The organism is Vibrio tubiashii ATCC 19109 (assembly GCF_000772105.1).
In the GTDB taxonomy this organism is placed as follows: Bacteria; Pseudomonadota; Gammaproteobacteria; order Enterobacterales; family Vibrionaceae; genus Vibrio; species Vibrio tubiashii.
In genome coordinates, this window is record NZ_CP009354.1 from 599,469 (window position 1) to 625,769 (window position 26,301).

29 protein-coding genes are annotated in these 26,301 nt (G+C 44.2%); 23 read left to right on the forward strand and 6 right to left on the reverse strand.

Annotation, left to right across the window (positions count from 1 at the left end):
- Positions 1-106: 106 nt before the first annotated feature.
- Together IX91_RS02840 and suhB are read right to left on the reverse strand one after the other, a co-directional pair.
- Positions 107-1,633 (reverse strand): phospholipase D family protein, encoded by a 1,527-nt coding sequence (locus IX91_RS02840; protein WP_004747790.1) that lies wholly within the window; start codon positions 1,631-1,633, stop codon positions 107-109.
- 183 nt (positions 1,634-1,816) lie between these two features.
- Entirely contained in the window at positions 1,817-2,620 is an 804-nt protein-coding gene (gene suhB / locus IX91_RS02845) for an inositol-1-monophosphatase (protein ID WP_004747792.1), read from the reverse strand.
- A gap of 178 nt (positions 2,621-2,798) precedes the next feature.
- On the opposite strand from suhB, the gene trmJ reads away from it, so the two are divergent.
- From trmJ to fusA, 12 genes are all read left to right on the forward strand, one after another.
- Positions 2,799-3,530, forward strand: a complete 732-nt coding sequence (gene trmJ / locus IX91_RS02850; protein ID WP_004747793.1) for a tRNA (cytosine(32)/uridine(32)-2'-O)-methyltransferase TrmJ — start codon at positions 2,799-2,801, stop codon at positions 3,528-3,530.
- 113 nt (positions 3,531-3,643) lie between these two features.
- The gene (gene iscR, locus IX91_RS02855; protein WP_004747795.1) at positions 3,644-4,150 is read left to right on the forward strand and encodes a Fe-S cluster assembly transcriptional regulator IscR; all 507 of its coding nucleotides are present in this window, start codon (positions 3,644-3,646) and stop codon (positions 4,148-4,150) included.
- A 29-nt stretch (positions 4,151-4,179) separates the two neighbouring features.
- Positions 4,180-5,394 (forward strand): IscS subfamily cysteine desulfurase, encoded by a 1,215-nt coding sequence (locus tag IX91_RS02860; RefSeq protein WP_004747796.1) that lies wholly within the window; start codon positions 4,180-4,182, stop codon positions 5,392-5,394.
- A gap of 51 nt (positions 5,395-5,445) precedes the next feature.
- The gene (iscU, locus tag IX91_RS02865; RefSeq protein WP_004412993.1) at positions 5,446-5,829 is read left to right on the forward strand and encodes a Fe-S cluster assembly scaffold IscU; all 384 of its coding nucleotides are present in this window, start codon (positions 5,446-5,448) and stop codon (positions 5,827-5,829) included.
- 67 nt (positions 5,830-5,896) lie between these two features.
- Positions 5,897-6,220: an iron-sulfur cluster assembly protein IscA gene (gene iscA / locus IX91_RS02870; RefSeq protein WP_004747799.1), complete on the forward strand. Its 324-nt coding sequence runs from the start codon at positions 5,897-5,899 to the stop codon at positions 6,218-6,220.
- A 56-nt stretch (positions 6,221-6,276) separates the two neighbouring features.
- Positions 6,277-6,792 carry a co-chaperone HscB gene (hscB, locus tag IX91_RS02875; protein WP_004747800.1) on the forward strand — a complete coding sequence of 172 codons (516 nt, stop codon included), beginning with the start codon at positions 6,277-6,279 and terminating at the stop codon, positions 6,790-6,792.
- 19 nt (positions 6,793-6,811) lie between these two features.
- Entirely contained in the window at positions 6,812-8,665 is a 1,854-nt protein-coding gene (gene hscA / locus IX91_RS02880; RefSeq protein ID WP_004747801.1) for a Fe-S protein assembly chaperone HscA, read from the forward strand.
- An 11-nt stretch (positions 8,666-8,676) separates the two neighbouring features.
- The gene (gene fdx, locus IX91_RS02885) at positions 8,677-9,015 is read left to right on the forward strand and encodes an ISC system 2Fe-2S type ferredoxin (RefSeq protein WP_004747803.1); all 339 of its coding nucleotides are present in this window, start codon (positions 8,677-8,679) and stop codon (positions 9,013-9,015) included.
- Positions 9,016-9,203: 188 nt separating this feature from the next.
- A complete protein-coding gene (iscX, locus tag IX91_RS02890) occupies positions 9,204-9,398 on the forward strand; it encodes a Fe-S cluster assembly protein IscX (protein WP_038197960.1) in 195 nt (64 codons plus the stop codon).
- A gap of 151 nt (positions 9,399-9,549) precedes the next feature.
- Positions 9,550-10,848, forward strand: a complete 1,299-nt coding sequence (gene pepB, locus IX91_RS02895; protein ID WP_004747806.1) for an aminopeptidase PepB — start codon at positions 9,550-9,552, stop codon at positions 10,846-10,848.
- Between the two features lie 57 nt (positions 10,849-10,905).
- Positions 10,906-11,331 (forward strand): nucleoside-diphosphate kinase, encoded by a 426-nt coding sequence (gene ndk / locus IX91_RS02900; protein ID WP_004747808.1) that lies wholly within the window; start codon positions 10,906-10,908, stop codon positions 11,329-11,331.
- A 227-nt stretch (positions 11,332-11,558) separates the two neighbouring features.
- A complete protein-coding gene (fusA, locus tag IX91_RS02905) occupies positions 11,559-13,646 on the forward strand; it encodes an elongation factor G (RefSeq protein ID WP_004747811.1) in 2,088 nt (695 codons plus the stop codon).
- A 302-nt stretch (positions 13,647-13,948) separates the two neighbouring features.
- Here fusA and IX91_RS02910 read toward each other — a convergent pair whose 3' ends face one another.
- Complete coding sequence (locus IX91_RS02910; RefSeq protein ID WP_004747813.1) at positions 13,949-14,881, reverse strand: LysR substrate-binding domain-containing protein; 933 nt, start codon at positions 14,879-14,881, stop codon at positions 13,949-13,951.
- A gap of 97 nt (positions 14,882-14,978) precedes the next feature.
- Here IX91_RS02910 and IX91_RS02915 point away from each other — a divergent pair, with 97 nt between their 5' ends.
- Positions 14,979-15,185, forward strand: a complete 207-nt coding sequence (locus IX91_RS02915) for a DUF1127 domain-containing protein (protein ID WP_004747814.1) — start codon at positions 14,979-14,981, stop codon at positions 15,183-15,185.
- Between the two features lie 14 nt (positions 15,186-15,199).
- On the opposite strand, the gene IX91_RS02920 is transcribed toward IX91_RS02915, so the two are convergent.
- The 3 genes from IX91_RS02920 to IX91_RS02930 all read right to left on the reverse strand — a co-directional run bounded on the left by IX91_RS02920 (position 15,200) and on the right by IX91_RS02930 (position 18,815).
- A complete protein-coding gene (locus IX91_RS02920; protein WP_004747815.1) occupies positions 15,200-16,099 on the reverse strand; it encodes a LysR substrate-binding domain-containing protein in 900 nt (299 codons plus the stop codon).
- A 103-nt stretch (positions 16,100-16,202) separates the two neighbouring features.
- Complete coding sequence (locus IX91_RS02925) at positions 16,203-17,888, reverse strand: AMP-binding protein (RefSeq protein WP_004747817.1); 1,686 nt, start codon at positions 17,886-17,888, stop codon at positions 16,203-16,205.
- Positions 17,889-18,077: 189 nt separating this feature from the next.
- Positions 18,078-18,815, reverse strand: a complete 738-nt coding sequence (locus IX91_RS02930; RefSeq protein ID WP_004747818.1) for a helix-turn-helix domain-containing protein — start codon at positions 18,813-18,815, stop codon at positions 18,078-18,080.
- A 451-nt stretch (positions 18,816-19,266) separates the two neighbouring features.
- Between IX91_RS02930 and IX91_RS02935 the strand changes: the two genes are divergently transcribed.
- The 10 genes from IX91_RS02935 to IX91_RS02975 all read left to right on the forward strand — a co-directional run bounded on the left by IX91_RS02935 (position 19,267) and on the right by IX91_RS02975 (position 26,295).
- Positions 19,267-19,437, forward strand: coding sequence for a Flp family type IVb pilin (locus IX91_RS02935; protein WP_004747819.1), 171 nt, complete (start codon positions 19,267-19,269; stop codon positions 19,435-19,437).
- Between the two features lie 101 nt (positions 19,438-19,538).
- A complete protein-coding gene (locus IX91_RS26600; protein WP_004747820.1) occupies positions 19,539-19,688 on the forward strand; it encodes a Flp family type IVb pilin in 150 nt (49 codons plus the stop codon).
- A gap of 28 nt (positions 19,689-19,716) precedes the next feature.
- Positions 19,717-20,229, forward strand: a complete 513-nt coding sequence (locus IX91_RS02940; RefSeq protein ID WP_004747821.1) for an A24 family peptidase — start codon at positions 19,717-19,719, stop codon at positions 20,227-20,229.
- A gap of 30 nt (positions 20,230-20,259) precedes the next feature.
- The gene (locus tag IX91_RS02945; protein ID WP_004747822.1) at positions 20,260-21,606 is read left to right on the forward strand and encodes an ATP-binding protein; all 1,347 of its coding nucleotides are present in this window, start codon (positions 20,260-20,262) and stop codon (positions 21,604-21,606) included.
- Positions 21,603-22,346 carry a Flp pilus assembly protein CpaB gene (cpaB, locus tag IX91_RS02950; RefSeq protein WP_004747824.1) on the forward strand — a complete coding sequence of 248 codons (744 nt, stop codon included), beginning with the start codon at positions 21,603-21,605 and terminating at the stop codon, positions 22,344-22,346. The genes IX91_RS02945 and cpaB overlap by 4 nt, the downstream gene beginning before the upstream one ends.
- Positions 22,347-22,354: 8 nt before the next feature.
- Entirely contained in the window at positions 22,355-23,827 is a 1,473-nt protein-coding gene (locus IX91_RS02955; RefSeq protein ID WP_004747825.1) for a type II and III secretion system protein family protein, read from the forward strand.
- An 8-nt stretch (positions 23,828-23,835) separates the two neighbouring features.
- Positions 23,836-24,102, forward strand: a complete 267-nt coding sequence (locus IX91_RS02960; protein WP_004747827.1) for a hypothetical protein — start codon at positions 23,836-23,838, stop codon at positions 24,100-24,102.
- A 17-nt stretch (positions 24,103-24,119) separates the two neighbouring features.
- Positions 24,120-25,376, forward strand: a complete 1,257-nt coding sequence (locus tag IX91_RS02965; protein ID WP_004747828.1) for a Tad domain-containing protein — start codon at positions 24,120-24,122, stop codon at positions 25,374-25,376.
- The gene (locus IX91_RS02970) at positions 25,373-25,816 is read left to right on the forward strand and encodes a TadE/TadG family type IV pilus assembly protein (RefSeq protein ID WP_004747830.1); all 444 of its coding nucleotides are present in this window, start codon (positions 25,373-25,375) and stop codon (positions 25,814-25,816) included. Before IX91_RS02965 ends, IX91_RS02970 begins: the two co-directional genes overlap by 4 nt.
- Entirely contained in the window at positions 25,813-26,295 is a 483-nt protein-coding gene (locus tag IX91_RS02975) for a TadE/TadG family type IV pilus assembly protein (RefSeq protein ID WP_004747832.1), read from the forward strand. The genes IX91_RS02970 and IX91_RS02975 overlap by 4 nt, the downstream gene beginning before the upstream one ends.
- The last annotated feature ends 6 nt before the right edge of the window (positions 26,296-26,301 follow it).

Below are 26,301 nucleotides of genomic sequence, written 5' to 3' on the forward strand. Positions count from 1 at the left end.
AGAAAAGATCAGCGGACTCCGACACTACCTAAACATCTATATGCTGCAAGCTGGAGTGTCAGCCTAGTCAGATCTTTCCATTCCTGCCATATATTGAGAATCCCGTTTAAAGGATACTCTTGGGAACAATTCTTCTGATTTTTACCCCTATTTGTTTAAAGATACTGACCTTATGATCCGGGTTGAAGTCTTCGCTAATAAGCCACGCGTTTTCTGGTTCCATCTCTATTCTCATTGCAGTATTTACACCATCAGTAATCTCTGGCGAATGAATGACGGTAAAGCTCTCTGTATTGAGGTTAGCGCTACGAGGGTCAAAGTTATAAGTACCGACAATCGTTATATGCTCATCAATGGTCATCGTCTTAGCATGTAAGCCAAAGATAGGCGTGGTGGGTAAGCGTTTAAACATATGTTCAGTCATAACTCGCTGACGAACTTTGGCATCTGGCTTGAACTCATAAATCTCGACGCCTGTTTTTAGTAGCGCAGAGCGATTCCTTTGGTAGCCGCTAAACGCTTCTAGGTTGTCGTTGGAGGCGAGGCTGTTGGTGAGGATCTTTATCTCTACCCCTTTATCGACTAATTGACGAAGGAACTTACGGTCCGCTTTTGTGGTGACTAGGTATGGTGTTTGGATCAAAATACTTTTCTCAGCACTTTCTGCGAGTTCAATCAACTTGCTCCTTGTAATACTTCCACCGCCAAGAAAAGTTTGCTGATCGTTTTTACCGGGTTTATCTGAGACGTATTCCACCTTCTCAAGGAATCTAAAGCGTCCTTGGTCCATCAAGCGGTCAAAAGTTTGAGGCACTTTCTCGATTTCAGCTTTTATCTCAGGATGGAAGTTCTCAGGGTTACACGAGTAAGAATGCAGGCGGGAGAAGTCAGGGTTCTTAGGGTAAGGGTTATTACCAACCAGTTTCTCAACTCCTACACTTAACTCATGGTTCCAAAATTCATTAAATGACCTTTTTACATCTGATACCGCTTTACCCGCGAGAAAGACGTCGCGATCTCTGAAATTATACTCGTGGTCAAAACCGAAATACTCGTCCGCAATGTTGCGTCCTCCAGTAACGGCTATCTGGTCGTCGACCAAGAATACCTTGTTATGCATTCTTTGGTTTAAACCGTGGAAGTCAGTAAGCAAGGTGCCAAGCTTATTGGTGATGTTCTTTCCTATGTTCACATTTGGGTTATAGATTTTTATCTCTATATTTTCATGGGCATCGAGCATTAGAAGCTCATCGCCTTTTGCATCTAGCATGATGTCATCAATTAATACTCTGACTTTTACTCCGCGCTCGGCCGCGCGAACAAGGTGGTCTGTTGCAATCAGTCCAATGTTGTCTACCGAGAATATAAAGTACTGGATATCAATGCTGTGCTCCGCTCTATCCGTTATCCAAGCTCTAGACATCATGGCTTCCGCACCTTGCTCCAAAACATATACACCAGTTGCATTGTCTAGCTTTGATTGGAAGGGCTCAATGTAATGAGAGAGAGGCTCTACTTGATGCTTTTGGATTGAATCACAATGATCTATTTCAGAAAGTGGCACACTGTCTGGGTCTGAGCCACAGCCAACTAAAAGTAGGGTAATAGAGTAGAAAAGAGGTTTTATCTTCATGCGTTAGTATCGATACATCCGTTGTCTTCAAAAATAGGCATCACTTTCTTATCACACATTGTCTTAGTTATGTGTCTATAGCGAGTTAATAGCTGAGTTAGCTCCCAATAATAGATAGTGTTGATACAAAAAAGCCCACTCATTAGAGTGGGCTAAAAGTTTCAGCTGTGACGGAGCTTGAGATTATTTTAGTAGTGCTTCATTGCCGTTTTCACGGATGTGCTTAAGCATACCTTTAACGCCGCGAGCGCTTGAAGCTACAACGTTGCCCGACTTCATGTAGTCTGTGCCGCCTGCAAAATCAGTTACGATAGCACCTGCTTCACGAGCAATCAGTTCGCCTGCAGCGATATCCCAAGGCTTAAGACCTAGCTCGAAGAAACCATCAACTCGGCCAGCTGCTAGGTAACATAGGTCAAGAGCAGCAGAACCAGTGCGACGGAAATCAGAGCAATCTACGAATAGAGCAGACATGATCTTGAAGTAAGACTCAGAGTGTTGCTTCTGCTTGTATGGGAAGCCTGTCGCTAGAACAGTGCCTTGAAGGTCTTTTAGTTGTTTAACGCGGATACGAGCGTTGTTTAGCTGAGCGCCAGCACCACGTTGTGCAGTGAATAGCTCGTTAAGCATTGGGTCGTATACACACGCTACTTCAGTTTTGCCTTTGATACGAACAGCGATAGATACAGAGAAATGTGGCAAACCTTTAACAAAGTTTGTTGTGCCATCCAGTGGGTCGATGATCCATTGTACGTCTTTATCTTTACCTTCGATTACGCCGTTTTCCTCAGCAACGATCTCGTGCTCAGGGTAAGACGCTTTGATTGTATCGATAATTAGAGTTTCAGCTTCTTTGTCTACGTTAGTAACAAAGTCATTCGCGCCTTTTTGAGTCGATTCGATCTTCTCAGCATTTTCTAAAGATTTAGCAATATGGTTGCCTGCTTTTCGTGCAGCACGAATAGCGATATTAAGCATTGGATGCATACTAATTTCCCAACGGATGTTAAAGAACAGAAAAACGGGCGGCAGTATACCAGATAAATAGTGAAATGGAAGTGGTTAATTTTTGCACTTTTAGTTTTATTAGTAGAAAGGGTCTGACCATTTTACTCAGGTATATGGTACTATCTTGCAGCTCAAATTTTGTGTTCGGAAATCATCAATGCTTAACAACGTAAAAGTCGTCCTTGTCGGCACTTCTCACTCAGGAAATATTGGCTCAGCAGCCCGTGCAATGAAGGTTATGGGGTTATCCAACCTAGTGCTCGTTGATCCTCAGTGTAGCGTTGATGAACAAACCCTAGCGTTAGCGGCAGGCGCGGCAGACATCGCTCAGAATGCTCAAGTTGTATCGACTTTGACTGAAGCGGTAGCCGATTGCGCGTTAGTTGTCGGTTCGAGTGCTCGCTCGCGTACTCTAGAGTGGCCGATGCTTGAGCCGCGTGAATGCGGCCAGAAGTTTGTTGAAGAGGGTCAATCTGCACCAGTGGCTTTAGTCTTTGGGCGAGAGCGCACTGGGCTGACTAATGAAGAGCTACAAACTTGCCATTATCACGTATGTATCCCTGCGAATCCTGAATACAGTTCTCTGAATTTGGCGATGGCGGTTCAGACATTGAGCTACGAAGTGCGAATGGCTTACCTAGAACGTGAACAAAGCCAATATGAACCGCAAGAAACGGCAGAGTACCCAAGGCACAAAGAATTAGAATTATTTTTCTCACACCTTGAAAAAGTGGCGCAAGAGACCCAATTTATCAGTGAAGAACAGCCTGGCAAGGTGATGAATAAGCTACGTAGATTGTTTAATCGAGCTAGACCTGAATCACAAGAGCTTAATATTCTGCGCGGTATCTTAACTTCAATTGAGAAGCGTATCTCTCAACCCAAATAACCACCGTAAGTGAATGGTTAAATACCTGACTAAAACAGTCAATTAAATACTTGACCAATTTAGTCGGGTATGTGACAATTCATACCACATAAACGGTGTGGATATGGTGTTATATGAGACTTACATCTAAAGGAAGATACGCAGTGACAGCCATGTTAGATGTGGCTCTGCATTCGCAACAGAACCCTGTGCCTCTGGCTGATATTTCAGAGCGTCAAGGTATCTCTTTGTCTTACTTAGAGCAGCTTTTCTCTAAGTTACGTAAAGCTGGCCTAGTAGCTAGTGTGCGTGGTCCTGGTGGTGGTTACCGCCTCGGCGAAGACGCTCATTCAATCGCAATTGGCACTGTCATTGCCGCGGTAGATGAGTCAGTGGATGCTACAAAATGTAATGGTAAAGGAGATTGCCAAGGTGGCTCTCGTTGCCTTACGCACACACTGTGGCGTGACCTAAGTTCACGTATCAGTGACTTCTTGAATAACATCACTCTAGGTGAGTTGATGAAAGACAATGAAGTACTAGAAATTTCAGATCGACAAGATATTGATCTTGCCGTTAATCATGGGTTCGCTACTAAAAATACAAACACCGCGCCCATCGGTGTAAACGTCCGCTCATAAGCGGTTTGCCTGTTACATTGGAGTAGAAAATGAAACTGCCTATTTATCTAGATTATTCAGCGACCTGTCCTGTTGATCCTCGTGTAGCTGAAAAAATGGTTCAGTACATGACTATGGACGGTACGTTTGGCAACCCAGCGTCTCGTTCGCACCGTTACGGCTGGCAGGCAGAAGAAGCAGTAGATACCGCTCGTGAGCAGATTGCAGACCTACTAAATGCAGACCCGCGTGAAATCGTATTCACTTCTGGTGCAACTGAGTCAGACAACCTAGCGATTAAAGGTGCAGCGCGCTTCTATTCGAAGAAAGGCAAGCACGTCATCACTTGTAAAACTGAGCACAAAGCGGTTCTTGACCCATGCCGTCAACTAGAGCGTGAAGGGTTTGAAGTCACTTACCTTGAGCCTGAATCAAACGGTCTTATCGATCTTAAGAAGCTTGAAGCTGCAATGCGCGAAGATACCGTTCTTGTGTCTATCATGCACGTAAACAACGAGATCGGCGTTATCCAAGATATCTCTTCAATCGGCGAAATGTGTCGTGAGCGTAAGATTGTTTTCCACGTAGATGCTGCTCAATCAGCAGGTAAGCTACCTATCGACGTTCAAGAGATGAAAGTCGACCTAATCTCTATGTCAGCGCACAAAGTTTACGGTCCTAAAGGTATTGGCGCACTATACGTACGTCGTAAGCCACGTATTCGCCTAGAAGCACAAATGCACGGTGGTGGTCACGAACGTGGTTTCCGTTCAGGTACTCTAGCGACTCACCAAATCGTGGGTATGGGTGAAGCGTTCCGCATCGCGAAAGAAGAGATGCAGAAAGACTTCGATCATGCTCTAGCTCTACGTACTCGCCTTCTTGATGGCGTTAAAGATCTTGAAGCAGTCACGATCAACGGTGACCTTGAGCAGCGTGTACCTCATAACCTAAATATCAGCTTTGCTTTCGTTGAAGGTGAATCACTACTGATGTCGCTAAAAGATCTAGCGGTTTCTTCAGGTAGTGCTTGTACTTCAGCAAGTCTAGAGCCTTCATACGTTCTACGTGCTCTAGGTTTGGATGATGAGCTAGCTCACAGCTCAGTTCGTTTCTCATTTGGTCGTGCAACGACTGAAGCAGAGATCGACTACGCAATCGAACAAATTCGTACAGCAGTGATTAAACTGCGTGACATGTCTCCTCTATGGGATATGTACAAAGAAGGAATTGACCTAAGCACAGTTGAGTGGGCACACCACTAATACTGACTCAGTCATTCCAAGGATAGAAATAGAGGATTCGAGGTAAATATCATGGCATATAGCGAAAAAGTAATTGATCACTACGAGAACCCACGTAACGTTGGTTCATTTGATAAAGAAGATCCAGCAGTAGGTAGCGGCATGGTTGGTGCTCCTGCGTGTGGTGACGTAATGAAACTTCAGATCAAGGTAACACCAGAAGGTATTATCGAAGACGCGAAGTTTAAAACTTACGGTTGTGGTAGTGCGATCGCATCAAGCTCACTTGTAACTGAGTGGGTAAAAGGCAAGAGCATTGATGAAGCAGCAGCAATTAAAAATGCTGAAATCGCTGAAGAGCTAGAGCTTCCACCAGTAAAAGTTCACTGCTCAATTCTTGCTGAAGACGCAATCAAAGCAGCGGTTGCTGACTACAAGAAAAAACACCAAGAATAAGTAATCTGTATATAATGGGGGCCAGAACCCCCATTTCATTCGCGAAATAGACAAACTAAGGTGCAGTATGGCCATTACAATGACAGAAACCGCGGCAAGTCGCGTTAGAACATTCCTAGAAAACCGAGGCAAAGGTATCGGTTTACGCTTGGGTGTGAAAACGACCGGGTGTTCTGGTATGGCATATGTACTTGAATTCGTTGATGAGCTTAACGAAGAAGATTCAGTATTCGAACATGAAGGCGTGAAGGTCATCATTGACCAAAAGAGCCTAGTGTACTTAGACGGAACTGAACTGGATTACGTTAAAGAAGGCCTCAACGAAGGGTTTGAATTCAATAACCCGAATGCTAAGAGCGAATGTGGTTGTGGTGAAAGCTTCAACGTGTAATTGATAAGGCCTGTGGGTTTCGGCTCACAGGTTTATTACCAAGGATAGAATTCTCCATGAATTACTTTGAATTATTTGGGCTACCAAGTCAGTTTAATCTGGATGGTAGCCTTCTTTCTTCACAATTCCGTGAACTTCAAAAACAGTTTCATCCTGATAATTTTGCGACTGCATCTGAACGTGACCGTTTAATGGCGGTGCAAAAAGCTGCCGAGATTAACGACGCCTACCAAGTTCTCAAGAACCCTATCTCAAGAGCCGAATACATCTTGTCTGAGAATGGCGTAGAGATTCGAGGTGAGCAGCAAACGATGCAAGATCCGATGTTCTTAATGGAGCAAATGGAACTGCGTGAAGAACTAGAAGATATCTCTTCAAGCTCCGACGCAGAAGATGCGTTGTTCGACTTTGAAAGCAAAGTGAGCAAAATGTTTAAGCAGCAATTGACTGCAACCGAGCAAGATTTAAATCAAACGGACTGGCAGCAAGCAGCTGACCGAGTTCGTAAACTTAAATTTATTGCCAAACTACAGAACGAAATCGAGCTAGTGGAAGACAAACTCTTCGGCTAGTGCAATACAAGGACCACCCATGGCATTACTTCAAATTGCAGAACCGGGTCAAAGCTCGGCTCCACATGAGCATAAACTTGCTGCTGGCATTGACTTAGGTACGACTAACTCACTGGTGGCTTCAGTTCGAAGTGGCGACGCGGCAACACTGCAAGATGAGCAAGGTCAAAGCATCTTACCTTCCGTTGTTAACTACTCAGGAGAGACTCCCGAAGTTGGTTATGCAGCGAAAGATAAAGCAGAAGCTGATCCAACCAATACCATTATCTCAGTGAAGCGACTATTAGGCCGTTCACTAGAAGATATCCAAGCGCGCTATCCGAATCTTCCTTACCAGTTTAAAGCGAGTGACAACGGCCTACCGGTACTGCAAACGGCAAGTGGGGATAAAAACCCTATTGAAGTATCCGCTGAAATTCTCAAGTCGCTAGGTCAGCGTGCTGAGAAAACGCTAGGTGGCGAGTTAGCGGGAGTGGTAATCACCGTTCCTGCTTACTTTGATGACGCTCAGCGTGCTGGAACCAAAGATGCGGCTAAGCTAGCAGGTCTGCATGTTTTAAGACTGCTTAATGAGCCGACAGCAGCGGCAATTGCTTACGGACTAGACTCGGGTCAGGAAGGTGTGATCGCCGTATACGATTTGGGTGGTGGTACGTTTGATATCTCTATTCTACGTCTATCCAAAGGCGTGTTTGAAGTATTGGCAACCGGTGGTGATTCTGCACTTGGTGGTGACGATTTTGACCACCTGCTGGCTGATTACCTACTTGAAAAGTCGGGTAACACAGAGACTTTAACTGCAACGCAGATGCGCGCAGTTTTGAATGTGGCAACTGCGACTAAAATTGCTTTCTCAGATAAAGAGTCAGTAGAGGTTGATGTTCTAGGTTGGCAAGGTAGCGTTTCTCGCGATGAGTTTGAAGACTTGATTCGCCCGCTCGTTAAGAAGACTTTGATGTCTTGTCGCCGTGCATTGAAAGACGCACAAGTTGATGCCGAAGATGTGCTAGAAGCGGTTATGGTAGGCGGTTCTACACGTACGCTGCTTGTAAGAGAAATGGTGGGTGATTTCTTTGGTCGTAAGCCGCTAACCAGCATTAACCCTGATGAAGTGGTGGCAATTGGCGCTGGTATTCAAGCCGATATTTTGGCTGGCAATAAGCCTGACTCTGAAATGCTACTACTCGATGTTATTCCGCTATCCCTTGGTATTGAAACCATGGGCGGACTGGTTGAGAAGATTGTTCCACGTAACACGACAATTCCAGTTGCACGAGCTCAAGAATTTACCACGTTTAAAGATGGTCAAACGGCAATGAGCGTTCATGTTGTGCAAGGTGAACGTGAAATGGTTGATGACTGTCGCTCTCTGGCGCGTTTCTCGCTAAAAGGCATTCCACCTATGGCGGCAGGGGCAGCGCATATCCGCGTGACCTATCAAGTTGATGCAGACGGCCTCCTGTCTGTAACTGCGATGGAAAAGAGTACAGGTGTTCAGTCTGAGATTCAGGTTAAGCCGTCTTATGGTTTGAGCGATGATGAAGTCGCCAATATGCTGCGTGATTCTATGACGTATGCAAAAGAAGATATGAATGCTCGAGCGCTAGCAGAGCAACGCGTTGAAGCCGATCGCGTTATCGAAGGTTTGATTGCAGCAATGCAGGCAGATGGTGATGAGCTACTGTCTGAGTCAGAACGTGCTGAGCTGCTTAAAGCGATTGAGTCTTTAATTGAGCTACGCAATGGCGACAGCGCTGACGCGATAGAACAAGGTATCAAAGATACTGACAAGGCGAGCCAAGAGTTTGCTTCTCGCCGCATGGACAAATCGATTCGAGCTGCTTTGTCAGGTCAATCAGTAAATGATATTTAAGAGAAAGAGTTATGCCTAAGATTATTGTATTACCGCATGAAGATTTATGCCCAGAAGGTGCGGTTTTGGAAGCAAATAGTGGTGACACCGTTCTTGATGTTGCGCTAAAAAATGGCATTGGCATTGAACACGCATGTGAAAAGTCGTGCGCTTGTACGACCTGTCACGTGGTGATTCGTGAAGGTTTTGATTCACTAGAAGAGAGTGACGAGCTTGAAGATGACATGCTAGATAAAGCGTGGGGTCTTGAGCCAGAATCTCGCCTTGGCTGTCAGGCTAAAGTCGCAGACGAAGATCTCGTCGTTGAGATTCCAAAATATACTCTGAACCACGCTTCAGAAGATCACTAAATACTCTTCATACTTGAAGCCGCAGCGTTGTTAACTGCGTAAGCTCCCCGGAACGCCGGCCGCCCTAATCACATAGAACACCTATGCTCATAGGGATGAGCTTACTTGTTGCCTAGCTGCAACTCCAATTATTTTGAGTATCCTGCATTTATAGATGTGAGCAACAAGAATTACATAAGGAGTTGGTAATGAAATGGACAGATTCACGCGATATTGCGATCGAGCTATGTGACAAGTTTCCAGAGGTAGATCCTAAAACAGTACGTTTTACCGATCTTCATCAGTGGATTACTGAGTTGGACGAGTTTGATGATGAGCCAAACCGTTCTAATGAAAAGATTCTGGAAGCGGTGATCTTGTGCTGGATGGATGAAATGGATTAATCCTTAAACGGAAACCCATCTCAGTTAACAAAATTTACTAAAAAAAACGGGCCTTATGGCCCGTTTTTTTATCAATTTCACATTAAAGTGTTAACATCCCTGAGTGAACAGAAAAAGGCGTAGGCAGCGCCAGTACAGACAAGGAGAAACCATGTCTACACAGATGTCAGTATTTCTAAGCCAAGAGACTGCAGCGCCACATTGGGGTGAGAAAGCAATTCTTTCTTTCTCTGATTCAGGTGCGACAATCCATCTTGGTGATAATCATGATTTAGGCGCAATTCAGCGTGCTGCGCGTAAGTTAGATGGCCAAGGTATCGCTTCCATTTCTTTACAAGGGGAAGGATGGGATCTAGAGAGTATTTGGTCGTTCCATCAAGGTTACCGTGGACCAAAGAAGAAAAATCAATTCGTATGGCAAGAGCTTGAAGAGCAAGATCAAGCTGAGTTAACTGCGCGCATTAAAGCGACGGACTTTACTCGCGATATTATCAATAAGCCAGCAGAAGAAGTCGCACCGCGTCAATTGGCGACGATGGCGGCGGAGTTCATCAAATCAGTTGCACCTGAAGGGACAGTGAAGGCGCGTATCGTAAAAGATAAAGACCTTCTTGCTGAAGGATGGCAAGGTATCTTTGCGGTTGGTCGCGGCTCTGAGCGTACATCGGCAATGCTTCAACTGGATTTCAACCCAACAGGTGATGAAAACGCTCCAGTTTTTGCTTGTCTAGTTGGTAAAGGGATCACCTTCGACTCTGGTGGTTACAGCATCAAACCGTCTGGCTTTATGACAGCAATGAAAGCGGATATGGGCGGTTCAGGTACGATTACTGGCGGTTTAGGTCTTGCGATTATGCGCGGTTTGAACAAGCGTGTGAAACTGATCCTTTGTTGTGCAGAGAACATGATTTCTGGTCGCGCACTTAAACTTGGCGACATCATTACCTATAAAAACGGTAAGACAGTAGAGATCATGAATACCGATGCGGAAGGTCGTCTTGTACTTGCGGATGGTCTAATTTATGCGAGTGAGCAAAACCCTGAGCTAATTATTGATTGCGCTACCTTAACTGGAGCTGCTAAAAATGCTCTAGGTAATGATTACCACGCATTGATGAGCTTTGACGATGAGTTGTCTCATCAAGCGCTGAACGCGGCACGCGAAGAAAAAGAAGGTTTATGGCCACTGCCATTGGCTGACTTCCACCGTGGTATGTTGCCATCTAATTTTGCTGATCTTTCAAACATCAGCAGTGGCGACTACTCTCCTGGTGCAAGTACTGCGGCGGCATTCTTGTCTTACTTTGTTGAAGACTACAAAAAAGGTTGGTTGCATTTTGACTGTGCAGCAACTTATCGTAAGTCTGCAACAGATAAGTGGGCAGCAGGTGCAACTGGCGTAGGTGTGCGTAGCCTAGCTGGTCTGCTACTACAGCAAGCGAATAAATAAGCTAAGAGGTCGTAGAGCCTCTTTTAATAATACCAAGAAATAACGAAAGGATACCCTATGACTCTAGAAAGAACTTTTTCTATTGTTAAGCCCGATGCAGTAGAACGTAATTTAATTGGTGAAATCTACCACCGTATTGAGAAAGCAGGTCTGCAAGTTATCGCTGCAAAAATGGTGCGTTTAACTGAAGAGCAAGCGAGCGGCTTTTACGCTGAACATGAAGGCAAGCCATTCTTTGAAGATTTGAAAGCCTTTATGACTTCAGGTCCAATTATGGTTCAAGTACTGGAAGGTGAGAACGCAATTGCTCGCTACCGCGAATTAATGGGTAAAACTAACCCTGAGGAAGCGGCTTGCGGCACTATTCGCGCTGATTACGCATTAAGCATGCGTCATAACTCTGTTCACGGCTCTGATAGCCCAGAGTCTGCGGCTCGCGAAATCGAATTCTTCTTCCCTGAATCGGAAATCTGTCCTCGATAATTAAAGGACAGGCTTAATGATAGATATGCTGCCTGTATTGTTTATAGGCAGCATTTTTATTCTGAAAAAACTTCGTCAATTCGTTGAAAATTGCCATGAAAGGGCAGATTAACTGCTAGTATTGGTGAGAAAAGTTTTTTTTACATACAGCGCATGCAAGGGTATCAGTCTTGACAGATTGTGATATACTCTGCGCGCAATTTATACCTTATAAACAGAGTAAGACAATGGCAGATTTATCAAAGTACAGAAACATTGGTATTTTCGCGCACGTTGATGCGGGTAAAACTACCACCACTGAGCGTATCCTTAAGCTTACTGGTAAAATCCACAAAACTGGTGAAGTACACGACGGTGAGTCTACAACTGACTTCATGGAGCAGGAAGCTGAGCGTGGTATCACAATCCAGTCTGCTGCCGTAACTTGTGAGTGGAATGGCCACCGCCTAAACGTTATCGATACTCCGGGACACGTTGACTTTACAGTAGAAGTATACCGTTCACTTAAAGTTCTTGACGGTGGTATCGGTGTATTCTGTGGTTCTGGTGGTGTTGAGCCTCAGTCAGAGACTAACTGGCGCTACGCGAACGATTCAGAAGTTGCTCGTCTGATCTTCGTAAACAAACTAGACCGTATGGGTGCAGACTTCTTCAACGTAGTTGATCAAGTGAAAAACGTTCTTGGTGCAAACCCACTAGTAATGACTCTGCCAATCGGTCGTGAAGACGATTTCGTTGGTGTTGTAGACGTTCTAAACCGTCAAGCTTACGTTTGGGATGACACAGGTCTTCCAGAAAACTACGAGATCACAGATGTTCCTGCGGACATGGTTGATGATCTAGAAGCTTACCGTGAAGAGCTAGTTGAGACTGCTGTAGAGCAAGACGACGACCTAATGGAAGCTTACATGGAAGGTGAAGAGCCTTCTATCGAAGACCTTAAGCGTTGTATCCGTAAAGGTACTCGTGACCTAGCGTTCTTCCCAACTTTCTGTGGTTCTGCATTCAAAAACAAAGGTATGCAGCTAATCCTTGACGCTGTTGTAGATTACCTACCAGCTCCAGCTGAAGTTGATCCTCAGCCTCTAACAGATCCAGAAACTGGTGAGCCAACTGGCGAAGTAGCTACTGTATCTGCAGATGAGCCACTAAAAGCGCTAGCATTCAAGATCATGGATGACCGTTTTGGTGCTCTAACGTTCGTACGTATCTACTCTGGTCGTCTGAAGAAGGGTGACACTATCCTTAACTCAGCAACTGGTAAGACTGAGCGTATCGGCCGTATGTGTGAGATGCAAGCTGACGAGCGTAACGAACTTACTGAAGCGCAAGCTGGTGACATCATCGCTATCGTTGGTATGAAGAACGTTCAAACTGGTCACACTCTATGTGATCCTAAGCACGAATGTACTCTTGAAGCTATGATCTTCCCAGAACCAGTAATCTCTATCGCTGTAACTCCTAAGGACAAAGGCGGTTCAGAGAAGATGGGTATCGCTATCGGTAAGATGGTTGCAGAAGATCCATCTTTCCAAGTTGAGACTGACGAAGAGTCTGGCGAAACTATCCTGAAAGGTATGGGTGAACTTCACCTAGACATCAAGGTAGATATCCTTAAGCGTACTTACGGCGTTGAGCTAGAAGTAGGTGCTCCACAGGTAGCTTACCGTGAAACTATCACTCAAGCAGTTGAAGATAGCTACACGCACAAGAAGCAGTCTGGTGGTTCTGGTCAGTTCGGTAAGATCGACTACCGCATCAAACCAGGTGAGCCAAACTCTGGCTTCACGTTCTCTTCAACAGTTGTTGGTGGTAACGTACCTAAAGAATTCTGGCCTGCAGTTGAGAAAGGTTTCGCATCTATGATGGAAACTGGTGTTCTAGCTGGCTTCCCAACTCTAGACGTAGAAGTTGAACTATTCGACGGTGGTTTCCACGCAGTTGACTCTTCAGCTATCGCTTACGAAATCGCTGCTAAAGGCGCATTCCGTCAGTCTATGCCTAAAGCGGGTGCACAACTTCTTGAGCCAATCATGAACGTTGACGTATTCACTCCAGAAGACAACGTTGGTGACGTAATCGGTGACCTTAACCGTCGTCGTGGTATGATCAAAGACCAACAAGCTGGTACTACAGGCGTTCGTATTAAAGCTGACGTTCCTCTATCAGAAATGTTTGGCTACATCGGTCACCTACGTACTATCACTTCTGGTCGTGGTCAGTTCTCTATGGAGTTCGGTCAATACGCACCATGTCCAGCAAACGTTGCTGAGCAAGTAATCGCAGAAGTTAAAGAGCGTAACGAGAAGAAGTAATTCTTACGTTAGCTAGATAGCTTTGAAAGCCCCAGTCGAAAGACTGGGGCTTTTTTTGTTATGGGAACGGGCTTCGTCCTATGGAGAGCGGGAACGGACTTCGTCCTATGGAACGCTGCGCTTTTGGAAAACGGGATCGGGCTTCGCCCTTCTGGAAAAATAGATTTGCTCCCTCAATCATATCGAAGCAACTTTAGTTATCCAGTTATCCAGTTATCCAGTTATCCAGTTATCCAGTTATCCAGTTATCCAGTTATCCAGTTATCCAGTTATCCAGTTATCCAGTTATCCAGTTGTTCCGCTCACCTCGGACTACGACTATCAATAATCTCCAAACCTAAGTGATCGAGCTTCTGGCACTCTTTGGCTTGGTCAAAAATCCACTCACAGAAGCGTTTGATTTTCTCTCTTTTAAAGTAGGCGCGGGGTGCGCACAGGAAATAGTTATAGTCGGTACGCTGCGCTAGATTGCCGATTCTCACTAGTTTCCCTTCATCAATATAACGTTGAGCTAAGGTATGCTTGGCGAGTGCGACGCCCTGAACGGCTAAAGCGCCTTCTAACACAAAGTGGGAACCATTGTATTTCAGTGTCGGCTTAGAGGCTTTATGGCCCACATTGTTGAGCCAAATTCCCCAGTCTAGGTCTCGCCAATAATCTTCAATTAGGTCCGCGCCTGTTAGGTCGCTGAGTTCGTATATGCCGTGTTGCTCTTGGTAGATAGGATGACAAACGGGATAGAGCAACTCTTCAATAAGTAGCTCTGAGGTAATGTTTGGATAATCCCCAGGACCATATCGAATACACAAATCGAGATTAGAGTTTTGAAAGTCAGCCAGTTCGCTGGTGGGTTCAATCATCAACTCAAGATCTGGGTTTTGTTGTCTAAAGTGGCCAATTCTCGGCACAAGCCAGTGCTGGGCAAAGGAAGGCAATGTCGAAATGGAGAGCTGGTTAGGATTCGGATCTTGGTTGATTTGTCGAACACCGCGATGAAGGTGCTCAAAGCCTCGCAGCGCCTGCTCATAGAGTATCTCTCCCTCCATGGTTAGCGTGACTTTACGATGCTGCCTCAAGAACAGTTCTGCGCCTAAAAAGTCTTCCAGTTGGCGTATCTGCTGACTAATGGCTGCGGCGGTGACATAGAGTTCCTGAGCCGCGAGTTTGAAGCTGCCTAGCCTCGCAGCGGTATAAAAGTAATAGATACCCTGCAAAGGTGGTAATCGATCTTTCACTTTAGTTTTCCTTAACTGAAGGTCAATTTGTATCGTTTGAGCAAGATAGGTTCATGGTTAATTATTTAGTCATTAAATGCAAGAGAGGAGAGAAACCATGGAAACTTCAGAGTATGGCTACAAACAGAAACTATCTGATACTTTAGTTTGGGATAAAGAAATCTTAACTCTAATAAAACGCTGGTGGCGTAATTATCGTACTCGTAAGCAGTTAGAAAATCTGCCAGAGCATCTACTCGATGATCTTGGGCTCACGAAAGAGCAAGCGCATCAAGAGAGTATTCGTCGATTTTGGGACAAGTAGTTCTCTATTGGCGACTACTCTGCGATTTCACTGTGCAGCCAGTTAGCAAATGCGGCGATACGTTGTCGACGAGGAGATTCATGGTCATAGAAAAGGTTGAACTGAATACCCGGTGTCATCCCTATCTCAAATGGCTTAATCAGTAGCCCTCTTTCAACGTAGTCGCTTGCTAACGAATCGGAAGCAAGGCAAGCGCCATGACCGGCCATAACGGCATTCATTGCATGGTCAAAAGTACTGACATCCATCCATTGGACTGATTCCTTGTTCATTGTCACTCCCGCTTGAGCGAACCAGGTTTGCCAAGGGTAACCACCAGACTCATAGTGAATAAGCCATGTATTGAGTAACTGTTCAGGGCTAGTAAGTTGGATAGTTTTTGCTAAATTGGGTGAGCAGAAGGGATAGATGGTTTCCTCAAATAGAAACTCTTTATGCAGCTTTTGGTCATTGTTGATATCGAGTTCTTCCCCCTGCCATACCGCAAGGTCAGCGTCGCCTTGCTTGAGGTTTGGGGCATCACAACTGGTGATGATGCGAATCGGGATGTTTGGGTGCTGAGTAGAAAATTTCCACAGTCTCGGCAGTAGCCAACGCGAAGCAAACGAAGGGGTAGAGCTGACACACAGCAAGCCTTCTACCGGTTCACTTTGGATTTGATTGAGGCCACTGATGATGTTTTCAAAACCTTGGGAGACATGTTTAAACAAGATTTTCCCTTGTTCTGTTAAACGCATTTCCCTGCCTTCACGGACAAACAGTTTACAGCCTAAGCCGTCTTCTAGCTGACGAATCTTCTGACTGACAGCCGCTTGGCTAATAAATAGCTCTTCGGCAGCGCGACTATAGCTGTTTAATCTCGCAGCCACCTCAAAATAGCGTAAACCCGGTAAGTGATGCAGCCTTGCATCCATATCCACTTCCTATGTTTGGTCCGAATGAATTGGCATCATAATCGGTTTAGTAACAAAAGCAAAAGGAGAGCGTATGCTCTCCTTTGGATTGAGTTAGTGAAGATTAATCTTCCCACACCACGAGTTGTCCTTTTGGCCAGTTATGACCAATGTCGTGGTATTTTTGTTCTAGAACATGACGTTTGATCTTAAGCGTTGGCGTCAAGATACCATTCTCGATACTCCACGGGTCTTTGATCATTAGCACGCCTTTGATCTGCTCGTGAGATTCAAGGTCGGCGTTCATTCTCGCAATGACCTTTTTGGTTGTTCTCTCATAACGCTCTTTATCGAAGTTCGGGAAGTCATGCGGAACTACGAGAAGAATGGGTGCTGGCAGACCAAGCCCAATCAAACACATCATTTCGACTCGACTGTATTCAAACAGCTTTTTCTCGATTGGCACAGGGGCAACAAATTTACCTTTAGCTGTCTTAAAGGTATCTTTCTTACGACCTTGAATCGTTAGATAGCCTTCACTATCAATAAAGCCGATGTCGCCTGTATGTAGCCAGCCTTCAGCATTGAATGACTCTTGCGTTGCAATATCATTCTTGTAGTAGCCAGAGAACAAGCCTTTACCGCGAACCATGATCTCCTCATCTTCGGCAATCTTAAGTTCAATACCGGGTCCTGCATTACCGACACTACCTATTTTGTCTGCGCGGAATGGGTAGTTGAGCGTACTGTAGGCAAACGACTCTGTCATGCCCCATGCTTCGGTGATATGTAGACCAACGCTGTGATACCACTCAAGTAGAGCAGGTGAAACTGGCGCAGAACCACAGCCGAGTACACGTGCTTGATCTAATCCCAAGCCTTCTGCGAGTTTCTTCTTAATCAGAGAGTTTACAAACGGTATCTTAAGAAGAATGTTGAGTTTTTTCTGCGGTAGCTTGTCTTGAATACGTTGCTGGAACAGAGTCCATAGGCGAGGAACTGAGATAAACAGCGTTGGGCGCTGCATTTTCACGTCTTCGATAAAGGTATCTAAAGACTCAGGGAAGGCGGTTTGAACGCCACCCATAATCGATGAACCAAAGATGTAAACGCGTTCAGTGATGTGTGCTAACGGCAGATAAGAGAACAAGCGATCGTTTTCTTGGATACCGATATGATTAATAAGCTGTTGAACTGACCAACTGAATGCGCCGTAAGTCAGCATTGCGCCTTTAGGTAGACCAGAAGTACCAGAGGTGTATACCAATGACATTAACTTATCATCATAATGTTCTGGACGAGTCTCACTAGGCTGAGCTGAAGCAATTAACTCTTTGAACTGATATTTACATTTTGGCGCAGTATCATAAGGTAGTGAGATAGTAATGACATCAGGCTTTGAGTCGATCACTTGCTGAGTCGCTGCAGCGTCATCTAACTTACCGCCAATCAATACTTTACTTTCACTATGCGTTAAACAGTATTCGATCGTATCCGCCCCCGCAGTAGGGAAGATAGGGACACTTACAAAATCACCAAGCATCATCGCTAAATCACAAATAAACCATTCGGCACAGTTTTTTGAGACTAAGGCGACTTTATCGCGAGGTTGAACGCCAAGATCGTTTAACGCACTTACTAGCTTCAATGCCTGATCGGCGACTTCAGCATAGGTATATTCAACAAACTTTCGATTGATGGTTTGCTTGAGATAAACCTCGTTTGGGCGTTCCTCAGCCCATTTTAGGATCATCTCGTTTGGTGGTGGGAGAGCACAGGTTGGTTTGCTTAACTCGTTAGGCTGAATCATTCTCTAACTCCATGTTATTTGCAAAGTTATGTTTATATTTTTATTGTTAATAGATTGTTAACTCTAGCATGTTAGTCTAAGCGGAGGAAAGTGCAAGTCGCGAGTTTTCGTGCATCTTGTGAACAATATACGTAAACGCGCTCAATATGCATAAGTCGTCCGAATGGGAGACTTCCTCGTTATCTACTACTAGTGTAGTTGACGGTAGATAGCCGGGCTGATTCCAGTCTTCTTTTTAAAGATACGAGAAAAGTAGGAGACGTCGTTGTAACCACATTGGAAGGCGATAAAGGAAATCTTTTCTTTGCGGTCGTTGGTGAGAAGGTGCTTGGCAAGATTGATTCTTTTTAAGGTTAGGTAATCGCGAAAACTCACCCCGATGGTTTTATGAAAAAACTTAGAAAAGTAAGTGACTGAATAATGGCAATATTCGGCGACATCTTCTTCTCTTATTGTTCTAGATAAGTTTTTCTCTATATATCTCAGCATTTCAACGAGGTCTTTACTGATATGTTTTTGAGATTGTTTCTCAACTAATTTATGTATATCAAGAATTTCTTGATGTTTCGTAAACTGATAATAAACCTGCTTATTCAGCTCATCAGACCATAACCTTACGTCATCATTATTTATAGAGAAGGAAGAAAATATCACATCCAACTGACCAATTTCTTCTGGAAGTTCTTCATTGCAGATAACAATTAAGTGTTTATCTAAGTTTTGGCAAAGCTTAACCGCAGTATGCAGTAAAGAAGCAAAGGGCTCTTCAAAATAAAAAAAGCAGAAATGTATATCGGGCTCACTCAGTACTGATACATCATAACCATAATCTAGAATGTGAAAATGTCTTTCTAAATCTCTTACCAGATCTTTTTCGATATAAGTGACTGATTTTCCGAGCCAGTAGCCTTTGTGTAGTACTTCCACTGTATGCAGTCCTTAGTCATCTTAATTAGAATAATGAGGAACTATAAGGTTGAGCTTAGTATGAGATTATGAGGTTGACCAACTGCGCTATTGAGCTTTAACAAACTTATATGATTATTTTAATAGATCATTGTCACACTTTGTTCTCGTCAGAATTTTGTCAAGTATCAAAAGTGAGAAATAAAGTAATGTTTACAGTGTTTTTATAATTTTAGCTTAGATTGTTGATTATTTCTTTTTTAATCATTTATTTGTAGTAATAAAATTATTTAGAGTAATTGTTTTAATGGCTAAATTTGTGCGCTTAATAGGACAAAAAAGTCCAGATCGTATTCGAAGGTTGAGCAAAAAAATACCAAAGATGGACAAAATAATCCTAACTCTTATCTTCGAATAACTCTAAATTATCAATAAGCGCTACAGCTTAATGAACTTTGGAAGGAGACATATCATGAGCAAGCTTATTAAAAACATCACAGCATTTATGAAAGACGAAGAAGGTTTGACAGTTGTTGAGTACGTTGTAGGTGCAGGTCTACTCGTTGCAGGATTAGCGGGTATTTTTGGCACATTCAGTACAACCCTAGAAACTGAGCTGGGCAATGTATTTGCTGATGAATAGCCGAGAGTATAAGGTAAAAGTATCACCTCTCAATCGATAGTTTATGACCCATAGTGAACTCACTATGGGTCTTTTGTACTAGGTGAAATAAGGAGGTTTTTGTGTCTGTATCAGATTTTTTAAAGGATGAAGAAGGACTTACCGTTGTTGAATATGTAGTGGGGGCTGGTCTGATAGTTGTGGGCTTTGCTGGTTTATTTGTTGCGTTTAGAGGAATACTAACTGCCGAATTTGCGACTATATTTAACTAATAACAAAGTCTTATTACGGAGCGGTTAAATGGATGTATTAGTTTGGGTCGTCTTATTTGCAGTAGCCGTTTCTGATGCCAAAGAACATAGAATTCCTAATACTTTTTTATTAACGATTATTGCTATTGTTTTCATAAACAATGCTTTCGTTGTCGGCGATTTTTCTCTTTTAGCATGGTCTTTATTTAGTGGTATTACTTGTTTTATATGCGCCTTGATTCTTTACTTATTAAAAGTTATGGCTCCTGGGGATGTAAAACTAATGGGAGTGGTCGGCTTTTGGTTAGGTAGCGAACACACGTTAAATGCTGTGTTTTGGATTGCAGTTTCTAGCGTAATGATAGGGTTATTGTACGCACTTCAGAGAATGGCACAAAGCCCAGAACAAACTAAAGTACTAATAAAGAAATACTCGATCTTTGCGTTGTATGGCGTTTCTTCTACTAAAGCTCTAGGTGAGAAAAGAAGCATGGAAGAGCATTATAGAATGCCATTTGCTCCAGTCGTTGTAGTTGGAGTTGCTATGTCCCAGTATTTTTGAGTACTTACCTTCAAGAGACAAGGAGTCTCTATGGTTCAGTCGACGGTTCAAATAAAACATAGGGTCGAACTTACGCCCCAAGCCCCCGCACCCTCTGTGCCTGTATCTTTTGATGCTTTGGAATTACCTAAAGCTGTTGTCGAAAATCTTCTTCTTAAACATCTTGCTGCGTATCCAAAGTCTGACATTCTTCAGTTGACTAAGTTGATGTGTATTAATAGCCACATGATTGAAGAGATGCTCAGTGACCTGAGAGCTAAATCCCAGGTAGAAGTATATCAAGCACAAGGTTCTGGCTTCGCTGCATCTTCTGCTGGCAACATACGGTATGGTCTCTCAGAACAAGGTATGCAGGAAGCGGATACTGCCTTTGCCAAAGATGCTTATCTAGGTCCCGTACCGGTTTCTTTAACTAGTTACGATGCGATGGTTAAGTCTCAGGACGTAAGAGCAAAAATGGTCAATCGCAAAGATGTCACTTATGCCTTAGAGGAAGTACTTGGTGCCGAGCGAATGACTGGTGTTTTAGGTCCGGCAATAAACTCGGGTAGAGCGCTGCTTCTTTATGGCGATGCAGGTACTGGTAAAACGTTTGTTGCGACTCGTTTACTGAATTCTCTTAATACATCTGTCTACGTTCCTTATGCTGTCTATGCAGCGGGAAACATCATCAAAGTATTTTCGCCTCAGCACCACAAACGGGTTAGAAGTGCTGAAAATCAGTCCATAACATTTAAAGAACAGTTTGACCGTCGATGGTGCCTATGTGAGCGACCCAGTATCCAAGTTGGTGGTGAGCTGACCATGGATATGCTAGAGGTCAACCACAGTGAGCACAACCGAGTTTGGATGGCTCCTCTCCAAATGATGGCAAATAATGGCATTTTCATCATTGATGACTTGGGTCGTCAAACTATGCCTGTTGCTACATTGCTTAACCGCTGGATAGTACCGATGGAGTACTTCTACGATTATCTATCTCTGCCAAATGGTCAGCAAATCACCATCCCGTTTATTTTAACTCTGGCCTTTTCTACGAACTTAGATCCGGAAAAGATCAGTGACCCCGCTTTTTTACGTCGATTAGGCTACAAAATTCAGTTTGGCCCTTTATTGGAAACAGAGTATCGCCAATTGTGGGACCAGTTTTCTCAAGGTCGTCAGCTAGAGCTTGCTGAGGACTGTATACCATCACTTTTAGAGTTACATCGTCAGCATAGCGTTGGCTTTTATCCTTGTATTCCAAAGGATTTAGTAGGTATCAGCCGAGATATTATAGTGTTCGAAGAAGTTGCCCCGGTCATTACCTCTGAGATTGTCTGCCGCGCATGGGAAGTCTATTTTACTGCTGATGGCAAAGGAGGAGGTGCTCGATGAGTCGAAACCAAGTGATTTTACTATTTTTACTCTCTATCGCATTCGGACTTGGAGCGGTTTTTTTTGCCAAGCAGTGGATGGATCGGCAACTAACACCACAAACCGAAGTTGAAGTGGTAGAGCGTGAGCCCGTGATTGTCGCAGCACAAGAAATTGCGTCAGGTAGCGTTATTGAAGAGCAGCATATTAGTTCTAAGCTACTTGAAGTTGCATGGCGTGATGAGTCTCAGTTTATGGTTGAAGAAGAGTTACTCGGTCAAGTAGTAGCAACTACAATTTACCCAGGCGAAATCGTGAGTCGAAACAGACTCGCAAATTCTGGCGAGGGCTCTACGCTGGCCGCATTAATTCCTGAGAACAAGCGAGCGGTAACTATACGAGTGAATGATGTTATTGGTGTTGCGGGCTTTTTATTACCCGGCAACAGAGTTGATGTGCTGAATACCATTAGCTATAGCGCGACATCAGCAACGACTTTAACTGTTTTAAAAGACATTAGAGTATTAGCGGTAGACCAAACCGCCAGAACTAAAGAAAACAAACCCATTATTGTTAGAGCAGTGACTTTAGAAGTGTCACCAAGAGAAGCTGAGAAGCTTTTATCAGCGCAAAGTAAGGGAGATATTCAACTCGCCCTTCGCAATCCTCACGAAGAGGAGAAGCCTGTTAAAAGATATGTTGCACCAAGTGTCACCATCCTTAAAGGCACAGAGAAAAGCAACATCAGAGTCAAGGATTGAGGTGAGCTATGCGTAAGATAATCATACTAATAAGTGTTTTTTTATTGAGTACGTTACATGTACATAGCGCGACTCAATCGGGAAAAGTGGTTAAGGTGCCACATCATAAATCAACTCATGTCACTTTAGCGGGTAAAGCAAAACGCGTTTCTTTAGGCGACCCAGAAGTGCTTGATATTGTGATGCTTAAATCAAACGAAGTGTTCTTAATTGGTAAAAAACTAGGCTCAACCAACTTGATGGCTTGGGACAGTCGAGGCCAGTTGATTGAATCGATCAATATTGAAGTCACCCATGACTTAAATAGCCTAAAAGCCAAATTATTTGAGTTTTTACCTAATGAACAGATCGAAGTTCACAGTGCTCAGAATCGTTTGATCCTAAGTGGGCAAATCAGTAACCAAGCGGCAATGAATATCGCATTGCGAGTCGCAGAGACTTACGCTGTAGGGCAAGAGGCTGATGAAGCGAAAGAGTCTCTGAGTGAGCAAACAGCTCAAACTGGAGTGATCAATTTAATGACAATAGGTGGTGCGCAGCAAGTGCTACTTGAAGTCACAGTCGCTGAAGTGCAAAGAAGTTTAGTGCGCAAATTCGATGCAAACTTTCAGTTTTTGCAGCAAAGCGGCAATTTTTCTTGGGGAGGAACGTCAGCAGGCGGTTCCCTACCGACATTACCAGGAAGTCCAGGCTCTGTGACACCTGTATTTAACGCACCTACTATAGATACGACAGGTTTGTTGGGCTCATTTATTGATAGCAATACCCTCTTCTCATTCGCGTTGGATATCGCGAAGCAAAATGGAACAGCCAAGGTCTTGGCAGAGCCGAATCTAACCGCGCTCAGTGGTGCTAAAGCTGAATTCTTAGCAGGTGGTGAGTTCCCAATACCGGTACCTGATAAGGATGGAATTACCATTGCGTATAAGGAGTATGGCGTTGGTCTTAAGTTTATCCCCACGGTGTTAAGTGATCAGAAAATTAATCTTAACTTGGCGATTGATGTGAGTGAAATCGCCAATACGTCATCTTTGGTATTAGACCCTAACTTTACTAACAGCACCTATATTATCCCACCCATTACTCGCCGCAGCGCATCTTCGACATTGGAAATGGCCGATGGTCAGACAATCGGTATTGCAGGCTTAATTAGTGAAAACGTTCGTGACATCGTTAATGAAATGCCGGGCTTTAGTGATATCCCTATCCTTGGTCAGATGTTCAATAGTCAGGAATATATTTCGGGTGAAACTGAATTAGTTATTCTGGTCACTCCGCGATTAGCCAAACCTGTGGACCGCCGTCGTGTAACTCTTCCGACCGATTCATTTGTTGAACCAAATGACTTTGAATATTACTTACTTGGGCGTGGTGCTTATTTAGCTCCTGCGAACACGGCTAAGCCAAACGATACCACTGAGCCAGAATATGTTGACCATACCAAAGGTGGTACGGAAGGCACATTTGGGCACAGTCTATAGGGGGCAATATGAAACATACGAAAGTAATTACAGGTGTGATTTTTCTATCTCTGCTGCTCTTTGGGTGTGTCAATAATGCAGAGCGGTTGGGAGCCCATGTGGCGAAATTGAAAACAGAACAAACGTACAACCCTAATGCAACTCAGGACAATTTAGGGGTTATTCCGTCAGGTAGTGGTGAACGAATGGAAGGTGCTTATCAAGTTTATACCGGTAAAAAAGGGACTGAGCTGAAAGGTACTGAGAGTCAATTCTTAGAAGGAGGCTCGGATTAGCCTCTAAGGATCCAGCTATGTGTCGGCGAACAAACACTCGGAGAGCGAGTAAGCAAAAAGGCTTAGCATTAGTACTTGTGACAGCTGCAATGTTGTCGCTAATAGGCGTTGCAGCATTATCTATTGATGTAAACCATGCAATGCTCAATAAAACTCGACTGCAAAACAGTCTTGATGCCGCGGCGCTTGCAGCAGCAATCGTCATTGATAACGGTGGAACGACAGCTGAAGCAACAGCCGCAGCCAATACGACGCTGACCAATGTCGCCAACGCTACTGGTAATGATGAAATGGACTTTTCTACTGCCACAATAGCAGTACAGTACTCCAATGATGCGGGTGTGTTTCCTGATGGCAGTTTTAACGCAGCAGAAGACACATTTGTTCGAGTGTCCGTTACAGGTTTCGAGCTAGATAACTTTTTTGCTCACGTTTTTAGCGTTGATAAGAACTTAGACTCTTCCGCTGTCGCAGGGCCAAGCCCTTCGGTTGGCTCTACCACTAATATTGTGCCAATTGCTGTCTGTGAAGGTGAAGATGGTGGAACCAATGGCTATAACCCAGGTGAAATCTATCCAATTAAAGTCTCCGATCATAAAAACAGTGATATGGGGCCAGGGAACTATCAATTGCTCGACTTTGGTTCCGGGGCGTCTACTGTCCGTGAGGCTTTAGCGGGAGACCCTGAACCCGTTGAGCAATATCAGGCCACCCACGGTTCAATTGGTGTTGGCAGTACGGTCACGACTAAACCAGGTAATACAGTCGGTCCTGTCGGGCAGGGGCTCAATACACGTTTTGGCTCATACAGTGGTGGAGGTTTGTCCGCAGATGATTACCCTTCGGATGTCTACGTGCGTGAGCCTGATACCTCACCGACAACCGACAACGACGGTAATGTTACCTATGAAGACACCAGTGGTGCTGGTGGTCAACCATGGGGATATAGTGATTACCTCAGTGCTTTACCTGACTGTACAGGAGACAGTGATTGCCGAATTTCATCGGGGGGGCAAGTTAACCGCAGAGTTTTAGTTCTTCCTGTTGTTGACTGTACTGGGGCTAAAGGAGGGACAACGAGCTTCGATGTGACCGCTCTAGCATGTTTCTTTTTACTGCAGCAAGCACCGACTAGCAATGGCAGCAAAGACCCTGTCTATGGCGAATTCATTGAAGATTGCTCAGTGTTGAGTGGGCCTCCAGGGCAAAATTCAGATAGTGATGGTCCTTATCGAATTGTGCTTTACAAAGACCCTAATGGAGGTGAGTCATGAATCGCTTAACTCCAGTATGTAAAAAGCAGCGTGGGCTAGCTGCTGTTGAGATGATTATCTCCATACCAGTTTTGTTACTTGTAATGATGGCCATTACTGAATTTGGTAACGCTCTTATTCGTTACAACACTCTAAATAAAATGGCGCAAAACGGCATTAGATATGCCACGACCGATATTGCGGGTTCAGCAAGCTATGATCAAATCGCTGACATCAGTGAGATCAAAAACATTGTGGTTTATGGTCACTCATCAGTGGGAGACGGTTCTACCCCTATGGTTGAAGGTGTCTCTACTTCAGATGTGGCGGTAAGCCACAGCAATGGCTATGTCACTATTACCATTTCTCATGAATATACCCCGATGATGACGGCATTTGATACCGACTTTAATTTTACTGTACCACTGAATTCCTCAGCAATGATGAGGACAGCACCATGAAGCGGCAAGCCGGTATTAGCATTATAGAGTTTACCATGATATCGACAGCGCTTCTGTTGGTTATTTTTTCGGTAATAGAGATTGGGCGGTATGTATATTCCTTACAGGTCATCAACGACGTGACTAGAGTTGCAGCAAGATTAGCAGCAGTATGCCGCGTGGAAGATCGTAATGATATTCCTGCTTTAGTTCTTCCTGCGTATGCGCCGGGAGGGTTAACGACGGCTAACATTGTTATCGATTATCTGGATGACTCTGGAAATGTTGTTACCGGAACTCTGACAGATGATGATGTGTTTCCTACAATTAGTTATGTAAGAGCTAGAGTGGTGAATTTTAATTATCAGTACACAGGGTTATTGAGTTTCGTCAACTTAACAGGGTTGTTGGCTGTGCCTGAGTTTGAAACGATTCGACCGAGAGAAAACTTAGGTCATCATCGAACATCGGATGGCAGCAGTAGTAGTTCAGATTGCTAGGAGGCA